A 21,450-nucleotide genomic window follows, 5' to 3' on the forward strand; every position below is an offset into this window, starting at 1 on the left:
GCGGAGCCATCATACTATATTTTGAACTCGTATTCATCTTTTGTACTTTTCATATCAGAGACATACAAACATCTAACCTCTAACCTCTAACATCTAACATCTAATATCTAACCTCTATCATCCAACTTCTTGTCTCTTTCTACTTAATACTTATTACTCTATACTCAAACTCTAAACCGTCTCACTTCCAATGATGAGATTCCTCGTCGGCTATGCGCCTCTGTCGGAATGACATGGAAACTACCTTTTTATGTTTTGAACTTGTATTCATGTTTTGTACTTTTTATATTTTATATCTTATATCTACTATCTAACTTCTAACTTCTAACTTCTAACCTCTATTTTCTCTTTATTTAAGAACAATCCGCTTCCCATGAATTTCATAATTACTGATGATATTTGTATTTTTAATGGATGCCAGAATTTCTTCGATGCTTCTGTTTTTATAAAAGGATCCTGTAAAACGTTCATTTTCGAGTGCTGCATTTTCGAATACAACCTCCATATCGTACCAACGAGACAAGACTTGTAGGATCTCTTTGAGAGATTTCAGCTTAAAACTAAACTCGCCTTGCTTCCAAGAGGTTTCTCTATGTAAGTTTATAGTGCCAACACTTACTTGTAAAGTAGCGCTGTTGCATATTGCTTGCTCTCCTGGTTTTAGAATTTCGTTTTGGTTTTCTGACTTTACAGCAACTTTCCCCTCTACCAATGTGGTATAGATATGGGTTTCGTCTTTGTAGGCTTTGATGTTGAACTCGGTACCTAATACCACTACTTCCTGTGCTTGATGCAGTACTTTAAAGGTGGCTCCTTGATGCGCTGTACTTGGTGATACCTCAAAATAAGCCTCTCCGTAGACCAATTCTACTTGTCGCGGTTCGCCCTTGGTAAAGGCTACAGGGTATTTGATTTGCGATGCTGAGTTGAGCCATACTTGGGTACCGTCGGCGAGTGTGATTTGAAATTGCCCGCCTCTGGGGATGGTTAGGGTGTTGTAGGTTATTTGGTTTCTAGTTTCTGGTTTCTGGTTTCTGGTTTCTTGGTAGACGATTTCTTCTCCGTTGCTGGTTGCGTTGTTTGCTTGATAGGTTTTTCCTTTTACTAAAGTTACTTGTGAACCATCTGCTAAGGTGAGTGTGGCTTTGTCGGTACCGGTTTGAATTTGGTTGTTGACAATGATAGGAGTGCTATCTATAGGAGAATTCAAAAGAGTGTCTTTTAAGAAATACCCTGTTGTAAGGAGGCCTAGCACAACTGCAGCGGCAGCATAGCGAAACCAATTTGGACGTAGTTTTTTAACAGGGACGGGTTTTGGGTGCAACTGATTCCAAAGCTTATAAAAAACAGCTTCCAGATCAGGGTCTTGGTACAATTGGTTCAGGTCATAGTCTTTTTGAATATACCCTAGCAATTCTGATTGATGGTCTGGATGGCGCAACCATTCCTGTAAGGCACTTAGCTCTTCTGCGGTAAGTGAGTTGTTTAAAAATTTATCGAATAATGCTTTCAAAACGTGTATGGGGTTTCATGGATTACTGCTTTAAACGGATGAGTAAATAAAAACCCTTAAAAAAAAAGAAAGTATTAAATTTATACCTTTACTCTAAAAGAATTCCTCGGGGCTCTGCCCCAGGGTTTCCGATTTTACCTCTCCTTTGGAGAGGGCAAAACCGCTTTTTTGGTTTTGGGTGAGGCAAAATATAGAATTTCGATTTTTGGCCTTTAGGTCAAAGCTTGTGCCCAACTTGATTAGGTATAAAATCGGCAGAATCTCCCTAAGGTTCTGCCTTGGGGATAGTTGATTTCAAGAAATTCTTTATTTTATATACCCATTGTGCATTTTGAGTTAAATGTATTCCAAAATGTCAGTTCGAGTGATTTTTTGATAAAAAAATCGTATCGAGAACTAGTTTAGAAACGAAAATTCTTACCTGCCTGCGGTAGGCAGGTTCTCGATACAAATTTCACTTATTTCAATCGTGAAATTCACTCGAATTGACAGAATTTATCAAAATGCACAACAGGTTTTATATATTTAATTTTATATATTTAAGGTGCGATGAATTACTAATTGATGATAGCATAGAAATGGAAAACGATCATTTGATGACCTCGATTCAGCAGGGAGACGAAACGGCATTTAAAACCTTTTTTAATTTGCATTATAAGGCGTGCTTGGCATATATGACGACTTTAACGCAGGATGCAGCAGCGGCAGAAGATATTACACAGCAATCGTTTATTGTACTCTGGGAAAAAAGGGCAACCCTTCACGACGCTAAAGCTGCCAAACAGTATCTCTACCTAACGGCGCGCAATTTATTTATAGACCGCTACCGACACTTAAAAAGTCGGCAAAATGTTTATGCCCAATTAAAGCATGAGGCCTTGCGGAATCGTATAGAAGAAGACCGAGATCTTTTAGAGCTACGGATAGAGAAATTAAAAGCAGCGGTAAATCAACTGCCTCCGAGATGCCAAGAAATTTTATACTTAAACAAACAGGAAGGTCTTAAGTATGCCGAAATTGCCACGCATCTAAATATTTCCGTAAAAACCGTAGAAGCCCAAATGCGGATTGCCTTCAACAAAATTCGGGAAGAGTTTGATAAAGATGATCGATTGTTGATGCTGTTTTTATCGTGGTAAAATTTGTGTGTTTATTTTCTTGCATTACAAACCAATATTCACCCAATCTGTAATAGCAGCTAATTTAGGATTCTTAAAGATTAAACCTCTTTCTTGTAATTGCACTATTTGTTCTTGTATTGTAAATGGTTTTTTATCGAACATATGCTGGTAAATTATAAGTATAAATAATAAAAGCAAAGCGTATAAAAGCAAAAGACACACCTTGGGACGCTGTTCTTATGGTGTAGCGTGGTGTGTACTGTTATAACAAAGGAACAATATATTTACGTATTTTACGAGTTTTTATGTCTTTTTTCATGTTTTTAACGGTATTACTCTTCTTATAAACAAACTTTTAGAGGTCAGTAGCTAGTTACTTATTAAAAATAATAATTAACTAACGATGTCTGGTTGAGCATTGCCGAGAAGCAAAAGATATTTTGCGCCGAAGGTAGCTAGCGAAGCTATCGAAACCTATATAAAGCAGACCAATAGTTCTCGATAGCTTTGCTAGCTACTTTCAATGAAAATACATTTTCATTTCAGTAATGCTACCATTGACGTAGCTTGTAAGTTACTGTTTTACAAATTATTAATATATGTCTGGTCGAGCGCAGTCGAGACCTCATTAAAACCTCTCGATAGCTTCGCTAGGTACTCTCAATGAAAATGTCTTTTCATTTCAGTAATGCTCGAGGAGACATTACGTCATTCCAACCGCTTGATAAAAATTTTTTCTCGGGTCTCGAACGGACAATAACGAACGATTCAAACACTTAATAAACAGTGCTTTAAAATTTGTACTTAGTATGTATTTAACTACTGACCTCTACAAACTTTTATTGAAATTCTATACCAAATAACGTTATTTTTTAACTAACAATTACCCGTTGTGCATTTTGAGTTAAATGTATTCCAAAATGTCAGTTCGAGTGATTTTTGATAAAAAAAATCGTATCGAGAACTAGTTTAGAAATGAAAATTCTTACCTGCCTGCGGTAGGCAGGTTCTCGATACAAATTTCACTTATTTCAATCGTGAAATTCACTACCATTGACATAGCTTGTAAGTTACTGTTTTACAAATTATTAATATATGTCTGGTCGAGCATTGCCGAGAAGCAAAAGATATTTTGCGCCGAAGGTAGCTAGCGAAGCTATCGAGACCTTCTTTAACCTCTCGAAAACTACGTTTGCTACTTTCAATCAAAAAATATTTTGATTTCAGTAATGCTCGAGGAGACATTACGTCATTCCAACCGCTTGATAAAAATTTTTCTCGGGTCTCGAATTGACAGAATTTATCAAAATGCACAACAGGTTAACAATTAAATATTTTTCTTTTTTATATAACGATATATAACGATACAAATTCATATTGTATTCACTTTTGGTTCTATTTTTAGGTGAATATATTCACTAATGGTTGTATTTTTTAGTGATTACACGCACTTTTAGTATTTTTTAATAAGTAGGTGAAGTAATGTTGTTGGCTGAAAAGGTTGCAGCTCTTTAAAATAATCCTGATTTGTTTTATCAAATTGAAAACACCCATAAAAAAAGAACCATCCTTTTTGATGGCTCTTTTAATATTTCGAAAAACGAAACGTTTTATAAACGTATATTTGGGAGTAGTTATCTTTTTGTAACGATAGTAAACACTTTTAAAGTATCTTGTTTGATGATTTTGGCATTGTGAAGGGTTACCTTAATGACATGTTCTGGATTCGACACTTGAAACACATAACTGTATTGTCTAAAAGAGGTAATGTGGTAATTTGGAAATTCTTTCTCAACAACAGATTTGTTAGATTCGTAATGCTCTAATTCTGTTTTTACAGGTTGGCAACTGGTCAACAATACCCCTACAAATGTTAACACACATAACACTTTTTTCATAATAAATAATTTTTATAATTTTAATCGAAAAAAATCCTCGAGGGGCTAGCCTCGGGGTCTCCGTTGAAATTGTCATTCCCGTGAACCTGCCTGCGGCAAGCAGGAATGGGAATCTATTATTTTTAATTCAGAAACCAACTTTGTAGAGGATATTGGTATTTTAGTTTTCTGAAACTATTAAAATAATAGTGCAAAATACATGTAAAGTTAGGGTGCTTTAATTGTATGATAATGAACATTAATTTATTCTCTAGAGAATAAACAATCTTTTGAACGTTATGATAAATTTTTAAAGGGGAGTGCAATTATTACTAATTGACATTGCAAATGTACACAAAATTATTTCATGTTTAAGATAGAAAAATGATATTTAATACCGAAATTCAAAAAAGGATTGCTCAATTCTCCCCCTTTTGCTTTTACATACCCCACGGCAGTTCTTAGGCTTAATGTTTTATGTAATTGATAAGCAACACCCATGCTTGGTTTTATAATAAGTCCTTCGCCTGTACTGATATTTCCGCCACCTGCAGCACCTGCAATGACTTGTGTAAAGAAAGTAGTGTTTGTATTTAACAACTTGTTGGTTTGTATGCCCACCCCAATTAAACCTTCTGCATAGGCACCTGCATTGCCAAAATTTGCAAATGAGGTTTGGCCTGCCAAATAGAGATGCCTGTTGACATCTAAATGTATTTGAAGTGAAATTTGATGCATGTCTTCTGTAGGATTTTCCATTCTTTCTGCATCCAAATACCAATCTTGTTTTAGAATAACTGAAATTCCCTTAAACTTTCCTTGCGCAAATGTATTTTCATTTTTAAAAGTACCATTTCTCTCGAGATAGTACTTGACACCAAATCCGAATGTGGAGGTTGAAAAAAGACGACTAGGCGTTAACAAAAAACCTTTATTGACGGAAATATAGATGTTGTTAAAAATTTTCTGTTCTATAGAAAGATCTGGATACAACATAAAACCACCATCAGAATCGACACCACCGCCACCGCCAGCTCCAATTCCGAACTTCCCTAAAATGTTGGTGCTATTATTGTTGAACGAAAAATGATATCCTCCTCCAAAAAACACATCCATATACCCCGCTCGAATGCCACTATAAGCACCGTCTACTTTTAAAAAGGCGAACCAGTTTTTAGACAAATAGTTTGCGAATTCAAAACCTGCGAGACGGATTGTTTTTCCTTCTATAATTTCTGCGGGATTGTTTTTGGCTTTATTCACCTTTAAATTGTTAAAATGTACTAGAAAGGAGGTCTTTTTAGTTTTTTGTTTCCAAGTAGAATTGTTTAATTTTTCAGATGAAAATGTCTGCTCACGATTTGTATAATTTGAATAGTGAAAATCTAAAGGAATTTCTAAAGCCACATTTATTTGATTTCCTTTGATCAAACCTTCATCAAAGAAATTGATGTAACTCCAACCAGTATTTAAAGAAAAATGGGTAAAATCATAGCCTAGATTCAAATGGGGTAAAATAAAGGCACCACCACCATCGGGTGCTCCTGCGCCACCACCGCCGCCAAAATGGAAACCAGTATCTAGATAGAATTCATCTCCTATATATTTTTTAAATCCTGCATTGACGCCTAAGGTAAAAAACCCACCTCTCTTTCCAGAAACGGAGCCATAGATGCCAATACCTGTGTAAAAAGATTCGTTTAAAAATAAATTATAATGAATCCCAGAAAAGCCCATATTGGGTTCATTTAAAAACGTGGTTTCTGGCATGGGTATCGAAAGAAAGTCGATTTTAGCAAATGCTTTTTGGGTTCTTTTTTCTGGAATGGTATTCGTCTGTGCGGATAGGAAACAACTACAAAAAACAAATAGCATACATACAATTGAATTTTTCACAAGCTTTTTTTTGAAATGATTTTGCAAATATAAATTATCTTTTTTCAACCGTAATAATAACGGTTTTAGAGGCTGGTGTATTGCAATTTCTTGCAACACTTTTAATAGACACTAGCACATTTGCCTCAGGAAAATAAGTTGCTGTACATTGTTTAGGAATGTTATAGCTCACTACTAAAAAGCCTTTGGCAATTCTTTCTTCCCCATTAAAATGACTTTTCAAATCGACCAAATCTAGCTGTTTTAGTTGCTGATTTCTCATATCCTCAGGATTCATATAAACAACTCTACGTTCGTTTAAAACTCCTCTATAACGATCATTTAAGCCATAAATAGTGGTGTTGTACTGGTCATGAGAACGAATGGTCATCATCATAAATTGATCTTCTGTTAATTTTAAATCTGAGGGTTTGTTTAATGTGAAATTTGCTTTTCCAGTAGCTGTAGGCGTAAAGTCATTTGCTCTGGCATTATTGGGCAAATAGAACCCCCCATCTTTTCGAACTTGAGCATTAAAGTTTTCAAAACCTGGAATTATTTTTGCAATCTTATCGCGAATCAAATCGTAATTGGCAGCAAAAGCTGTCCAGTTAATGTTGGAGTTTTTTAGGGTTGCATTTGCCAATCCTGCAACAATTGCAGGTTCGCTCAATAAGGTATCAGAATGCGGGTCTAAATGTCCATAAGAAGGATGTACAATGCCCATGGAATTTTCTACAGAAATAAATTGTTCACCAGTTGCTTGTAGATCTTTTTCTGAGCGTCCTAAACAAGGTAAAATGATTGCTTTTTTTCCATGAATCAAATGACTTCTATTTAGTTTGGTAGATACATGAACGGTTAAGTCACAATTTCTTAATGCCGCTGCCGTAAATTCTGTATCTGGTGCTGCTGAGACAAAATTTCCACCCATCCCAAAGAAAATTTTTGCCTTCTTTTGGTGCATCGCTTCAATGGAATTCACCACATCAAAACCATGTTTTCTTGGTGGTTCAAAATGAAATTCATTTTGTAATTTATCTAAGAAGGCATCGCTCATTTTTTCCCAAATCCCCATGGTTCTATCACCTTGAACGTTCGAATGTCCTCGAACCGGGCAGGTGCCTGCGCCTTTTTTACCAATACTCCCTTTTAGCAACAAAATATTGACCAGTTCACGGATGTTATCTACCGCATTTTTATGTTGTGTTAAGCCCATGGCCCAGCAAATAATAATTTTATCATTATTGATGATGAGTTCGGTAGCTTTTTCGATGAGCGCAAAATCAATGCCCGTTTGCGGGTACAAATCTTCTAAAGGATAATTGTTTAAATCTTGCAGCATTTCTTCAACTCCAGCAGTTTTTTGGTTGATAAAATCGTGATTGAAAACCTTACCAGGATATTCCTTTTCCTTTTCTTTCATCAATTTTAAAATCATTTTTAGCAAAGCAACATCTCCATTGATTTTTACTTGCAAAAATAAATCGGTCAAATCTTGTCCTGGACCCACCCATTTTAACGGATTTTGAGGGTCTTTATAGTTCATTAACCCTACCTCAGGAAGCGGATTGATCGTGATGATTTTTCCGCCATTCTTTTTTGTTTCTCCTAATGCAGTTAACATTCTAGGGTGGTTGGTGCCTGGGTTTTGTCCCATGACAATCACCAAATCTGCATGATTAAAATCCTCTAAAGTAACAGATCCTTTTCCGATTCCCAAGGTTTCTGTAAGTGCTGCACCACTAGATTCGTGGCACATGTTAGAACAATCGGGTAAGTTATTGGTGCCAAATTGACGTACAAACAATTGGTATAAAAAAGCAGCTTCATTGCTGGTTCTTCCAGAAGTGTAAAAAATAGCTTCGTCTGGCGAGTCTAAGTCATTTAACTCTTTTGCAATCAAAGTAAAAGCAGCTTCCCAAGAGATTTCTTCATAATGATCTTTTCCTTCCGGCAAATACATGGGTTGGGTAATTCTTCCGCTTTTTCCAATTTCATAATCAGACCATTTAGCCAGTTCATTCACAGAATGGGTTGCAAAAAATAAGGGAGAAACTTTATTTCTCGTAGCTTCTTCCGCCACCGCTTTTGCACCGTTTTCACAATATTCTGCTAAAAAAGCACGTTTTGCGTCGGGATCTGGCCATGCGCAACCGGGGCAATCAAACCCGTCTTTTTGATTTAGATTTTTTAACAAACCAATGCCTTTAATCAACCCCACTTCTTTGGTGATATGCGCAATAGACTGTTGTATTGCTTTTACACCCACCGCAGAATGTGGAATTTTTTTCAACTGAATTCCCGTGAGCTTTTCTGGTGTTTGTGCGTTTGTTTTCTTAGTCATCATTGGTTGTTTTTATGTAGGAAGGGTTTGCATATACCGTCATTTTGTTTTCTCTTGTAAAGCCAATCAAGCAAATACCAAATTCTTTTGCAAAGTCTACCGCTAGCGTTGAGCAACCAGAAACCGCAATAATAATGGGTATTTTACCAATAAATGCTTTGGATACAATTTCATAAGAAACTCTGCCACTAACTAACAAATAAGTAGCGCTTTTTAAATTTTCTTTTAAGAGCAAATCTCCAATAGTTTTATCGACAGCATTGTGCCTGCCAATGTCTTCTTTGATGGTTAATAATTGATGTTTTTTGTTGAAAATTGCTGCTGCATGACTTCCCCCTGTACTTTTAAAGGTTTGTTGTAAAGCATTCATTGTAAGAAACATTTTATGAATTACTTGTGAAGATACAGCTGTTGTTGACACCAATGCATCACCCAAAACTTCAATGTCTTTTAGTTCTTTTTTACCACAAATACCACAAGAGGATACAGAAAGCAAGGTTCTTTTGTTTACATATCCTTTTCCTAAACTTTCTTTGGCAATAGTGATGTTGATGATGGAAGGAATTCCGTTTTCTTCCTTTTCAATTTTATAGTTAAAAGGGGCAGTGTTTTTATAAATATCTTCTGCAAATAATAAGCCTCTAATAAGAGCTATGTCATTATCTGGAGTTCTCATAACCACCGTATAGGCTTCACCATTGATGTTGATTTGTAGCGGTGCCTCAACAACCAAAAAATCTTCAATTTTGTTTTGGAGTTGGTTGGTGATTTTTAAACCTTGGTAAGCGATTGTTTGCATAGAATAAGAAGCTTTTCTACAAACTTAATAAAAAAAGAAACAGGGTTTTAAAAGAAAAGCCTCAGAAATAAATCTGAGGCCTTAGTTTAAGTGTTTTATACCCCTAACAATAAAACACTTAAGTTGTTCACAAATATATATTATTGTAAACTGTTTTTTAAAAAAATAATTTTATAAGTTATTAACAATTTTTAAAAATATATTTTTTTAACTTGTTAATAACTATGGTAATTTACTGCAAATCAATACAATTAGTTGTCCTTTTTTGTTGATGGTAAAGAAGATAAATATAGTACCACCTTCTTTAATTTTTGTCTCTTTTCTTATTTGAGCCACTGTTTTAGGAAAATTTCTTGTGGTAATATTTGCCTTATTTTCTGGTAATAGTCTTTTGATCTTCTTTTTGTCATACGGAAGCATGTATTCGATTTTAAATGTTCTTCCAGGAAAAGCAATCAATACTTCTGAAGTATACAAATGCGAATGTTTGTGTAACTTATTCACTTTGAATTGATTGGTTATTTGATGAAAACCACCCGATTTTAAAATGGCGGCATTGGGTTCGTATAAAAAGTTTTGAGGTGTTGCATATTCAGAAATAGAATTCTCTAAATAGTTAAAATTAAAAATGTCGGATCGTTCTTTTTTGATATTGATGGTTTTTATTTCAATCGCTCCTTCGTAGTTTTTATGCAGTAGAAAAAGTACTTCTTTTACTTCATTCTTGATGGCAACCACATGCACTTCTTTTACATTTTTTAAATCTTGAACCGTTTGTGTAATGTCTAGAATAGGGGAGGTTTTAATGAGAATGGTCGAGGCTTTTGTAAATAGAAAGTCGATTTTTGGCGGCACTTCGGGTAAGCAATCTTTTAGCAGAAAAACTTTGCCCTTTGTATCATCTCTTCTGGAAGGATCGATATACATACAATCGAAAACCGTGGTTGTTTCTTTTAAAAAATGAATGCCATTTTTAGCAATTGTTTGTATATTTTGAATTTCTAATTGCTTGTAATTGTAGTTGACAATAGTTGATAATTCCTCATCTATTTCACAATGAACAACATTTTTAAATTTTTTTGCAAAGTAGAAACAATCTACCCCAAAACCACCTGTAAGATCTATAAGACTATTACCAGAAAGTAGCTTCGATTTGTATGCTGCGGTAATTTCTGAAGATGTTTGTTCGATACTAATCTTTGCAGGGTAATAGATGTTCTCCTGCTGAAACCACGTGGGCAATTTAGTGGCTGATTTTTGTTTGGCTATTATCTGATTTGCCAATGCTTGAACAGAAATAGCCTCAAAAGGACTTCCTTTTAGAATCAATTTTGTAATATCTGTTTTCAGATGCTGATGAATAAATTGCTGAACTTCTGGTTTTAAAATGGCTAAATTCAAAAGAAATTAAAGGTCTTTGGTTAATGATTTTACAATTTTATTCTCGGATAAAAATTCTTTTAGAATTACTTTTAAGGCAGTATACATTGGTACGGCAGTAATCATGCCCACAATGCCAAAAAGCAAACCACCAATAATAATGACCAAGAAAATTTCTAAGGGATGAGATTTTGTAGTTCTTGAAAAAATAATGGGCTGACTTCCAAAATTATCGATCAATTGTGCTATTAAATAGCCCATCATAACATAAAACGTTCTTGGTAAAATTTGGGTTTGAAAATCTAATTCAATATTACTTGTCATTGATAATACAAACATAATAACAGCGCCTATTAATGGCCCTATATAAGGGATTAGGTTTAGCAAAGCACATAAAAATGCAATGACCACCGCATTCTTAATACCAAAAATTAATAAAATAATTGTGTAGAGCACAAACAGTATTGAAATTTGAAAGATCAATCCTATAAAATATTTTGATAATAAAGTATTGATAGTTTCTAATGATTTTGAGAACCTGCTTTCTGTTCCTTCGGGTACAAAAACCATAAAAGCACTTTTCAACAATTTCCGATCTTTCATAAAAAAGAAAGAGATAAACAAAACTGAAAATATACCCACACTTATAGCTCCTAGCATTCCTAAAACAGCATTTAGAAAATTAGGAATTTGCTTAAATTGAGAAATAAAATTAATATTTTTTAATTCGGCTAGAACGTCAATATCAATTCCTTTTGATGAAAAATACAACGTAATTCTATGAAATATATTTCTAATATCCGCCTGTAATTCATTTCCTTGTAATAGAGACAAATTTTCTCCTTGTTCTATAATTAAAGGAATAAACAATAGAATTAAACCCGTTAAAAAACTTAACATTAGCACCATGGTTGCCACAACAGCTATGGTATTTGGGAATTTTAATTTTCTTCTTAAAAATAGAATGATGGGCCTTGCAATTAAAGAGAGAATTCCGGCAATAATTACATAAACAATTACAGATTGAATGGCATACAAGAAATAGCCTAAAAGGAAAATACCTAAAAGAATGCCGAGTGCTCTTAAAATTCCGTTTGCAATAGTTTTTGATGTCATTAATTATATCCTTTTACTGCTCCCATACTTAATTTGTTGCCACTTCCAAAAGTATGACTTGTTGGTAATAAGGTTCCACTTTTTGTGGTGATCCAATCTTCCCAAGTGGCAGCAACGCCATTCATTTTCATACTAGGCACAAACATCTTGTAACTTTTGGGAATGTGATTCTCGTCTAAAATCCATAGATAAGAATCTCCTGGTGTAGAACCCCCAGTGGTGTATTTCACTAATAAAGCATCTTTACCATCCTCTTTTTGAACCGTTCTGATAATTCCGTCTTCAAATAATTTATGCGGTGCCACTAGCCAAAAAGAATCGTTGTTAAAAATGTTCCAAGCTTTTTTAACCAATGTTGTATCTGCAGTTTTTTGTAACTTTTCATTAAAGAAAACAGTGCTGTTTTCTTTGTTTCTAGGATGCAAATTCACGCGAATACTATCCCATGAAACGTCAACAATGTGTTTTTCTTTGTCCCATTTAAAACTTCTTCTGCCACCAAAACTCCATTCTAGATAGCGCGTATTTTGATAAGCCTTATGCTGAATGGCTTTTAAAATTTTATCTGCCAATTTATTGGCATTTGGGTTATAGGCTTTTACATTGCCCATAGAAAGTTCCATGCCGAATAATGAAAGTGTGTGTGTTCTAGGTAATTTTATACCTGCTTCTGTTGTTTTTAAGTCAGACCAAGTTGCTGCAACACCACCAATAGGAATAATACTGGTCCACATTTTATAAGAAACAGGCAAGTAGTTTTCATCTAAAATCCATAAATAAGAATCTCCAGGAGTAGAACCACCCGAAGTATAGGTAATTAAAAGTGCCTCTTTTCCATCGTAATTTACGATGCTTCTTTCTGTACCAGGATCAAAGACTTTGTACGGTGCCACCAACCAAAAAGAATCGTTGTTAAAATAATCTGTCGCTTTTTGTATAAGTTCAGTATTTGTAGTAGGTGTTCCATCCACAAAAACAGTTGATTTTTCTGTGTTTTTAGTATCTAGGATTACTTTGTTTTTATCCCAAGAAACTTCCACAAGATCTTCTTGCTTCAACCATTTGTAATGATTTGTATTTCTGAAACTCCACGCTATCACTTCCGTATTTTCAAAAGCATCGTGATTTAGCGCATTTAACATTTTAATTGCTAAAGCATCTGCATTTTTTCCTTTTTTTCCTTCAGGAAGTGCTTCATTATTTACAAAATAGTAAATAATTCCACCAACAATAATTAATAGTATAATCCCTCCTAAAATCTTAAAAAACGTCTTCATTATTTAAATTTAAAAATAAAGAAGCTAATTTATTACTTTTTAAAGGAACTTATTTATTTTGCTCGTAATAATCTAAAATATGCTTAGGGATTTCCATTTGCTCAGGTTTTCCTTTGTCTGCAATTGGATATTCAGCTACTTGTTTTATAGGCATTAAACCAGCCCAAACATCTAACTCATAATCTTCAGGTTCATCGGCTACGCCAACATCTCTAATTTTTGCAGAAGCTGTTTCAATCGTCATTTCTACCACCAATGTTCTATCAAATTCTGCGGTATTCATTTCGCGAATTCCATCCCATCTGCCTTTCATCATGTGTTCCATAAAATAGAACAATAAATCGTTTTTCTCCTTTTTATTTGCCACTTTTCTCACCCTACCAAATAAGGTAGCAGATCTGTAATTTACGGAATGATGAAAGCCTGAACGCGCCAAAACCAACGCATCTAAATGCATCACCGTCATACTCATTTCTTTGGCTTCTAAAAGTGACGTTAGCATTCTATTTGCATGAGAGCCATGTAGAATTATGGTGTTGTCTTTTCTGCCATAGGCCATTGGAATTGTGATGGCTTTTCCTTGAAAAACATAGCCTACATAACCAATAAAGCCCGCATCTAAAATGGTATGTATCTTTTCAACATCATAGGTGGCTCTAATGGCGCCTCGCTTTACGCTGTTTAATTTTGATTTTTGATATGCATTCATATTGATTCTTTATTTTTCTAAATCTTTTGGTTTAAAAATTCTTTCTGCTGAAGCTGGGTATTTTTCAATCATTTCTTTAGTCCGAATTGGACGCTCCGTAAAGTTCCCAGAGCAACTTGGGCAAACGTTTTTAAAAATTGCCATAGCACAGGTTTTGCAATAGGTACACTCAAAAGAACAAATCATTGCCTCTGTTGATGTGTTTGGAAGTTCTTTATTGCAATGTTCACAATTGGGTCTAATTTCTAACATGATTCCTTTTTTGATAACTCAAAATTACTATATTTATGGACTGCTATAATCGTCCAGAATTAAAATAAATACTAGTCCACAAGATGTTTCCATACAAAACCAGCTTTCAATTAGATAGAAAAAGCAAACAAGCGTTGTATTTGCAAGTATCAAATCAGTTTATAGAATTGATAAAGGCGCGAAAATTAATTCCGAACACAAAATTACCCGGAAGTAGAGTTTTAGCAGCATTATTAAACGTTCATAGAAAAACGATTGTTGCTTGTTACGAGGAATTATTATTGCAGGGTTGGGTAGAAAGTATTCCTAAAAAAGGCACCTTTATAAATTCAAATTTGCCAGTACTCAATGTACAAGATTTTACAGATCAAGACGATTTGAATGCGATAAAAAATACGGGTTTTCAATTTTATAAAGCAAACCCTATCCCCCTAAAATACAGGGAACCTCAAGACGGTTTTATAGATATAAACGATGGAATTTCTGACGCAAGATTAACACCAACAGAAGATTTGGCAAGAACCTATAGAAGAATTTGTAGTCGGAAAAATATTTACAAAGAAATGACCTATGGTGCTACTCTAGGGAATAAAAAATTACGAATTACATTGGCAGATTATCTCAATAAAACACGTGGTTTATACATCAATAAAGAAAATGTTTTAATTACTCGAGGCAGTCAAATGGGGATTTATTTGTCTGCAAAATTATTATTGCAAAAAGATGATATTGTGATTGTAGGACAGACCAATTACAATGCTGCAGATGTTGTTTTTTTACAAAGAAAAGCAAATTTACAAAGAGTTGCTGTAGATGAAAATGGATTGGTTATTAATGAAATCGAGCAAATTTGTAAGCAAAACCAGATAAAAGCGGTCTATGTAACTTCTCATCACCACCATCCAACAACCGTTACCTTATCAGCAGAAAGAAGAATTCATTTACTGAATTTGTCCAAGAAATATAATTTTGCAATCATAGAAGACGATTACGATTATGATTTTAATTACAAGCATTCACCTATTCTACCGTTGGTAAGTCATGATGCAAACGGTAATGTAATTTATATTGGCTCTGTGTGTAAAACTGTAGCGCCAGTTTTTAGAATAGGTTATTTAATTGCCCCCGAAGCTTTTGTAAATGAAGCAGCAAATTTGCGTAGATTTATAGATAGACAAGGTGATGCTTTGTTAGAATTGACCTTTGAAGACTTTATAAAATCGGGCGATTTAGACCGGCATATTAAAAAAGTGCTAAAAGTGTACAAAGCAAGAAGAGATTTGTTTTGCACTCTTTTAAAAGAAAATTTTCAGGATGTTTTTTCTTTTGAAATTCCAAAAGGAGGAATGGCAGTTTGGTTAACTTTAGATAAAAAATACTCTTGGAAAACAGTTGCTGAAATTGCTCAAAAACACAAATTAGAAATAGGAGCGTGGCAACGTTATGATGCTGCCAATTTAGGGCATAATTCCATAAGAATGGGATTTGCCACTTATAATGAAGAAGAAATTTATGAATTGATAAATAGACTTTCTAAAACGATGAGAGAAATTAAGAGTTAACTAATTTTGTCATTCCTGCGGAGGCAGGAATCCAAACAACCAGAAGTATATAAGTGAATTCTATTTTTTAGAAAAAAAATAATAAACAAATCTGAATAGAAATGACTAAAACTAATTATAGATTCCTGCCTCTACCTTTGATAGACAAGTACGCAGGAATGACAGAAAAGATCAAAAACTCTTGTCATTGCGAGAAACGAAGCAACTTCCTTTTTATTGAAGAAATTCATTCATTTTTTTTCGGAATGACAGTCTTAAATATCTTTGTAAATTTCTTTGGCAATTCTTTGGTAATTAAAATATTCTCTTTTGTAAAAGGATGTATAAACTCTAAAGTGGAGGCGTGCAAATACAAACCTTTTCCATTTAAGACTTTACCTTCTAAAAAGTATTCTTTATCACCTAAAATAGGATTTCCAATGGCTAAAAGATGTTTTCTTAATTGATGTTTTCTTCCTGTTTTTGGAAGTAATTTCACCAAATTCAAAAACTCAAAACGTTCAGATTTTACAGTGTGTAAAACTTTAAATTCAGTAAGTGCCTTTTTAGTATCAATTGGAAAATCAATTTTTCCTTGAGATTCCATTTTACCAATGCTAATTGCAAAATATGTTTTCTGAATTTCTTTTTCTAAAAATAATTCTCCCAATTTCTGAATGGCTGTACTTGTTTTTCCAACCAATACAAGTCCGCTTGTGGGATAATCTAATCGATGAACTGGTTGCGGTTTTACAGCATCTGTTTGAGGACTCTTTTTTAGGTTTTGTGCCAATCCATTTGCGATGGTAACAAATTTATTTCCGCTGACTAAAATTCCTGCAGGTTTGTAAATAATTGCTACATAATCATCTTCAAATAAAACTTCAATATCTAATTTTAAGCGTTCAAAAGATGAAGAATTTTCTGATGGGTACAATGTGATTATTTCTCCTCCAGAAATAAATTTTGAAGTGGTTGCTAAAATTCCATCAATAAAAATAAGTTCCTTTTTAATGGCTTTTTTGATGCCCGATTTTGTGGGAATAGTTTTAAAAATACCCACTCCATATTCTTGAAAACGAATGGGGTTTTCTAGTTTTTTAGCGAAGTGAGTTTCGATTATTGTCAATCTTTATTTTTAGAATTATAGGTAAACACCCGTTGTGCATTTTGAGTTAAATGTATTCTAAAATGTCAGTTCGAGTGATTTTTTGATAAAAAAATCGTATCGAGAACTAGTTTAGAAACGAAAATTCTTATTCTCGATACAAATTTCACTTAATTCAATCGTGAAATTCACTACCATTGACGTGTTTATATAATTATCTGATTTCAAGTAGATTAATAGTTCTCGACTGCGCTCGAACAGACATATTTATAGACTAATTTACGTCATTATAATCGCTCGAATTGACAGAATTTATCAAAATGCACAACGGGTGTAAACATAAATCCCCGCATTAGAAGCGGGAATTTATTTATTAAAATATTAATGGTCTCTTTTATATCCTTTGGGTCTTTTAGAACGAATGGGTGCTTTTGGCTCTGGTTTCATTTTAAATTCATTTCCTTTTAAAAGTCTTAAAGCTTCTTCCACTGCTTTTTCTAATTGAGGATCTTTGCCTGACATGACTTCTTTAGGGTTTTGATGCACCTCAATATCTGGCGCAACACCTTCGCCTTCAACAGCCCAGTTACCATCAACATCGTAGAAACCACCTCTTGGCGCAACCATTCTTCCTCCGTCTATAAAACGAGGAGTATCCCAAGTTCCTACTAACCCTCCCCAAGTTTTAGTACCCACTAAAGGACCTAAATTTTTCTCTTTAAACATATATGGAAGTAAATCTCCCCCAGAACCTGCTCGTTCATTAATAATCATCACTTTTGGCCCCCAAATTCCTGCCATTGGAGTAGTCCAAGGTCTTCTGCTTTCACTTTTACTATTAAAATAACCAACCACTTCTCTAGACATAATATCTATCATATAATCTGCTGCAGAACCACCACCGTTATTTCTTTCGTCAATCACAACTCCCTTTTTATCTTGCTGAGAAAAATAATAACGATTAAAAGAAGTAAAACCTGGATTGCTAGTATTTGGAACGTACACATAAGCTAATTTTCCATTAGAAAGTTCATCCACTTTTCTTCTATTGCTTTCTACCCAATCTATAGATCGTAAACCTCTCTCGCTAAAAGTGGGTGTTATTAAAACTGTTTTGGCATTTTTATCTGAAGGTGTGTCATTTACTTTTATGTAAATTTCTCTTCCTGCAGTTTGTTCTAATAATTGATAAGGATTCATGTCTGATGTTAGCGTTACTCCATTAATTGCTAATAAATAATCTCCTGTATGTACATCTATTCCTGGGATTCCAAGGGGTGCAGAGATATTAGGATTCCAGCGTTCTCCTTTGTAAATTTTTTTAAAACGGTATACATTATTGCTTATTTCTAAATCTGCACCTAGCAAACCAACAGGAACTCTATCAACATCTGGGAAATCTCCTCCAGAAACATAAGAATGCCCAATAGCAACTTCACCACTCATAATATCGATCACATAATTTAAGTCTGAACGATGTTTTACATCATTTATCCATGGAGCATACCAATCATAAATGTCATTCCAAGGAGCACCATGAACATTATCTACATACAAAAAATCTCTCATATATCTCCAACCTTCTTTAAAAATTTGATGTGCCTCTGCCTTTGGATCTACTCTGACCTTCATATTGGTCTTCAATGTTTCTTTACCTGCTTTTGCAGCTTTGCTACTTTCTAAACTCCAAGTTCCTCTTTTAGAGAGTAAAATGGAATTTCTATCATTAGAGGCATTCATAGAAGAAACACCCGTTGCAAAAACGGTTGCTTTTTCTTTTGAAACATCATAGCTATGCACTGTTAATCCAGGAGAGTTAGGGATGGATTCAGCAATAAATACTTTATTTTTAGGCCCTTTTAATAATGCTACATAATTTCTTGCAGGTAGTTTTAAAACGACAGCTCTATCAAATAAACCATTTTCATCGATAATTACTTTTTCTACTTTTGACGATTTTTCAGCTGTCTTATCATCTTTATCACTCTTTTTATCCTTTTTATTTTCTTCTTTTTTTGCGGATTCTTCATCGGTTTTTGGTAAGATAGGCGCTTTGTCTTTTGAGTTTAAAACAACTGTGTAGAGCGCCCTTGTTACATTTGGGTCATAAGAACTCATGTCTAGCCAACCTGTTTGTAAACCATAATCTGTACTCGCTAAGGTATATATGTATTTACCTGAAGCATCCCAAACTGGCGAAATAGCATCTGCAATAGGATCTGTAATTTGTATGATTTTTTTTGTACTTATTTGATATGCAAAAATAGATTTGAAATTGTTGTTATTTTGTTTCGCGTAGGCAATCCAATCATTATCTGGAGACCATTTAGGATTCATGGTTCTATTCGGATGCGCATAGCCATCTGCATCTACCTTTGTGATTTTTTTGTTTTCAATATTCATAATCCAAATCACAAAATTAGTATCTGTGTACGCAATGTATTTTCCATCAGGAGACCAATCTGGCTGAAAATAAAAAGTAGGATTTGGTAATTTTATAAATTCTTTATTAGCACCATTTTGATCTGCAATTACCATTTCATATTCTCCGTTTTTATCAGAAAACCAAGCAACTTTATCTCCTTTTGGAGACCAAATAGGTGAACGATCTGCAACACCCGAAGAATTGGTCAAATTTCGCCAAGTTCCATTTTCTTTTGGAACCGTAAAAATTTCACCTCTATATTCAAAAATGGCTCTTTTTCCTTTTGGTGAAACATTCGGATTTGTTAAATTTCTTCCGCTAACATCCATCCATCTTGTTCTCGAATAATTTAAATCTCCTTTTACATTGATAACAATTTGATTGGTTTCTTTCGTATCAGGATTTAGCAAATGTAAAAAACCACCTTGTTCATAAACAATTCCGTTCGTATTTGCATCAATATTTTTGACATCGAATTTTTTATGAAATGTAATTTGAGTTTCTTGGTTGGTCTTTAAGTTGTAAGACCAAATGTTTGCCGTATAATCTCTTTCAGAAATATAATACACCTCGTTTTTATACCAAACTGGGTTTACATGTCTTTCTCCATCTGTTTGTGGAGTTTTAATCAGTTCTTTTGTTTTTAGATTCACAATCCAAATAGGCATTGCTTGTCCGCCTCTATAATTTCTCCATTCTGCATCCCAACTTGTAATAGGAGTGTAGGCAATGTAAGTATTATCTTCAGAAATTTCTCCATACGCTGCTCTTGGAATTTCAAAAGCTTCTGGCATTCCACCATTTATAGAAATTGTGTAAAACTTATTCGTTTGGGTTGGTTTTCCTTCTCTGCTAGAACGAAAAAGAATTTTCCCATCTGGTGTCCAACCTTGTACGAAATCTCCAGAAGGATGGTATGTTAATCGTTTTGGTTCGCCACCATTTGCACTAACTAAAAATACATCTGTATTTCCATCATATTGTGCCGTAAATGCAATCCATTTCCCGTCCTTAGAAAAATGAGGATCTGATTCATAGCCTTCGTCACTAGTTAAACGAATTGCATTTCCTCCATTTAACGAAGCTTTCCATAAATCTGTAGCATACACAAAAACGACGTCTGAGTTAGAAAGTGTTGGTTGTCTTAATAATCGCGTTCCTTGAGAAAAACTTGTGTAAGAAATTAGAATAGAAAAAATAAAGAGTATTTTTTTCATGATAAGTTGGGTTTGATTCATTTCTTAAAGGTAAAAAAAATCAACTAAAAAAAATGGAATGATATGTTAAAGAAGTATTTTGCTTATTTTGCAAACAACTGATCTATATCTTTAAAAGCTTTAAACTCCAACGCATTATTTTCTGGGTCTTTAAAAAATAGGGTTGCTTGTTCGCCCACTTTTCCTTTAAAACGAACGCAAGGTGCAATTTCAAATGTTGTATTTGCAGCTTTTAGTCTTTCGGCTAACAAGTTCCAATCTTCCCAAGTTAACACCACTCCGAAATGCGGAACGGGAACATCATAACCATCAACAGGATTTGAAATTCTTTTAGCCTTAAAATCCTCTTTTTGATGAAGAACTAATTGATGTCCAAAGAAATTAAAATCTACCCAATTTTCGGTAGAACGCCCTTCTTTACAGTTTAAAATCTCCCTGTAAAAAGTGCTACATTTTTCTAAATCTTGAACCGGAATTGCAAGGTGGAAGGGTTGAGTCTTCATATTAAAGGTTTGATATTAAATATTTAAAGTTACAAAGTTACATAATTTTAATGACTGTCATTCTGACGAAGAATGAGGAAGCATCTCAATTTTAAGATTGCTCTTCCGAAGTTTCGGAGGCTAGAAAAGCTCATCTAACTTCCTCAGGAAAGTTTCGAAATGACATCCGTTGGCATCTTTTTTATTTGTGAAATCTGTGAAATTAGGGTCCTGTTTTCTCTGTGAATCTCTGCGAAAAAACGCTGTGAATCTCTGTGCAATAATAAATCAAAATCCAACGGCTGCATCATCCCCACGTTTATTTGTGAAATCCGTGAAATTAGGGTCCTGTTTTCTCTGTGAATCTCTGCGAAAAAACGCTGTGAATCTCTGTGCAATAATAAATCAAAA

16 protein-coding genes are annotated in these 21,450 nt (G+C 34.2%); 2 read left to right on the forward strand and 14 right to left on the reverse strand.

The window, feature by feature from the left end; genetic code table 11:
* Positions 1-349: 349 nt before the first annotated feature.
* The gene (locus tag Q0998_RS18255; RefSeq protein ID WP_299672525.1) at positions 350-1,513 is read right to left on the reverse strand and encodes a FecR family protein; all 1,164 of its coding nucleotides are present in this window, start codon (positions 1,511-1,513) and stop codon (positions 350-352) included.
* 485 nt (positions 1,514-1,998) lie between these two features.
* Between Q0998_RS18255 and Q0998_RS18260 the strand changes: the two genes are divergently transcribed.
* Entirely contained in the window at positions 1,999-2,652 is a 654-nt protein-coding gene (locus tag Q0998_RS18260; RefSeq protein ID WP_299672527.1) for an RNA polymerase sigma factor, read from the forward strand.
* 1,616 nt (positions 2,653-4,268) lie between these two features.
* On the opposite strand, the gene Q0998_RS18265 is transcribed toward Q0998_RS18260, so the two are convergent.
* The 9 genes from Q0998_RS18265 to Q0998_RS18305 all read right to left on the reverse strand — a co-directional run bounded on the left by Q0998_RS18265 (position 4,269) and on the right by Q0998_RS18305 (position 14,266).
* Complete coding sequence (locus Q0998_RS18265; RefSeq protein WP_299672529.1) at positions 4,269-4,532, reverse strand: hypothetical protein; 264 nt, start codon at positions 4,530-4,532, stop codon at positions 4,269-4,271.
* 339 nt (positions 4,533-4,871) lie between these two features.
* Positions 4,872-6,407, reverse strand: a complete 1,536-nt coding sequence (locus tag Q0998_RS18270) for a hypothetical protein (RefSeq protein ID WP_299672531.1) — start codon at positions 6,405-6,407, stop codon at positions 4,872-4,874.
* Positions 6,408-6,441: 34 nt separating this feature from the next.
* Entirely contained in the window at positions 6,442-8,733 is a 2,292-nt protein-coding gene (locus Q0998_RS18275; RefSeq protein ID WP_299672558.1) for an FdhF/YdeP family oxidoreductase, read from the reverse strand.
* Positions 8,726-9,532: a formate dehydrogenase accessory sulfurtransferase FdhD gene (gene fdhD, locus Q0998_RS18280; RefSeq protein WP_299672533.1), complete on the reverse strand. Its 807-nt coding sequence runs from the start codon at positions 9,530-9,532 to the stop codon at positions 8,726-8,728. The genes Q0998_RS18275 and fdhD overlap by 8 nt, the downstream gene beginning before the upstream one ends.
* A gap of 222 nt (positions 9,533-9,754) precedes the next feature.
* A complete protein-coding gene (locus Q0998_RS18285; RefSeq protein WP_299672535.1) occupies positions 9,755-10,933 on the reverse strand; it encodes a class I SAM-dependent methyltransferase in 1,179 nt (392 codons plus the stop codon).
* A gap of 6 nt (positions 10,934-10,939) precedes the next feature.
* Positions 10,940-12,028 carry an AI-2E family transporter gene (locus Q0998_RS18290; RefSeq protein WP_299672537.1) on the reverse strand — a complete coding sequence of 363 codons (1,089 nt, stop codon included), beginning with the start codon at positions 12,026-12,028 and terminating at the stop codon, positions 10,940-10,942.
* A complete protein-coding gene (locus Q0998_RS18295; RefSeq protein ID WP_299672538.1) occupies positions 12,028-13,305 on the reverse strand; it encodes a hypothetical protein in 1,278 nt (425 codons plus the stop codon). The genes Q0998_RS18290 and Q0998_RS18295 overlap by 1 nt, the downstream gene beginning before the upstream one ends.
* Before the next feature lie 49 nt (positions 13,306-13,354).
* A complete protein-coding gene (locus Q0998_RS18300) occupies positions 13,355-14,014 on the reverse strand; it encodes a pyridoxamine 5'-phosphate oxidase family protein (RefSeq protein ID WP_299672540.1) in 660 nt (219 codons plus the stop codon).
* A 9-nt stretch (positions 14,015-14,023) separates the two neighbouring features.
* The gene (locus Q0998_RS18305) at positions 14,024-14,266 is read right to left on the reverse strand and encodes a DUF1272 domain-containing protein (RefSeq protein WP_299672542.1); all 243 of its coding nucleotides are present in this window, start codon (positions 14,264-14,266) and stop codon (positions 14,024-14,026) included.
* An 83-nt stretch (positions 14,267-14,349) separates the two neighbouring features.
* Between Q0998_RS18305 and Q0998_RS18310 the strand changes: the two genes are divergently transcribed.
* Positions 14,350-15,828, forward strand: coding sequence for a PLP-dependent aminotransferase family protein (locus Q0998_RS18310; RefSeq protein ID WP_299672544.1), 1,479 nt, complete (start codon positions 14,350-14,352; stop codon positions 15,826-15,828).
* A gap of 226 nt (positions 15,829-16,054) precedes the next feature.
* On the opposite strand, the gene Q0998_RS18315 is transcribed toward Q0998_RS18310, so the two are convergent.
* The 4 genes from Q0998_RS18315 to Q0998_RS18330 all read right to left on the reverse strand — a co-directional run.
* Entirely contained in the window at positions 16,055-16,936 is an 882-nt protein-coding gene (locus Q0998_RS18315; RefSeq protein WP_299672546.1) for an RluA family pseudouridine synthase, read from the reverse strand.
* A gap of 360 nt (positions 16,937-17,296) precedes the next feature.
* Entirely contained in the window at positions 17,297-20,557 is a 3,261-nt protein-coding gene (locus Q0998_RS18320; protein ID WP_299672549.1) for a S41 family peptidase, read from the reverse strand.
* Between the two features lie 83 nt (positions 20,558-20,640).
* Entirely contained in the window at positions 20,641-21,060 is a 420-nt protein-coding gene (locus Q0998_RS18325) for a VOC family protein (RefSeq protein WP_299672552.1), read from the reverse strand.
* A gap of 143 nt (positions 21,061-21,203) precedes the next feature.
* On the reverse strand, positions 21,204-21,450 hold a 247-nt coding region (locus Q0998_RS18330), incomplete at its 5' end, for a hypothetical protein (RefSeq protein ID WP_299672555.1).

The sequence above is a fragment of the uncultured Polaribacter sp. genome (genome assembly GCF_947501385.1).
GTDB lineage: Bacteria > Bacteroidota > Bacteroidia > Flavobacteriales > Flavobacteriaceae > Polaribacter.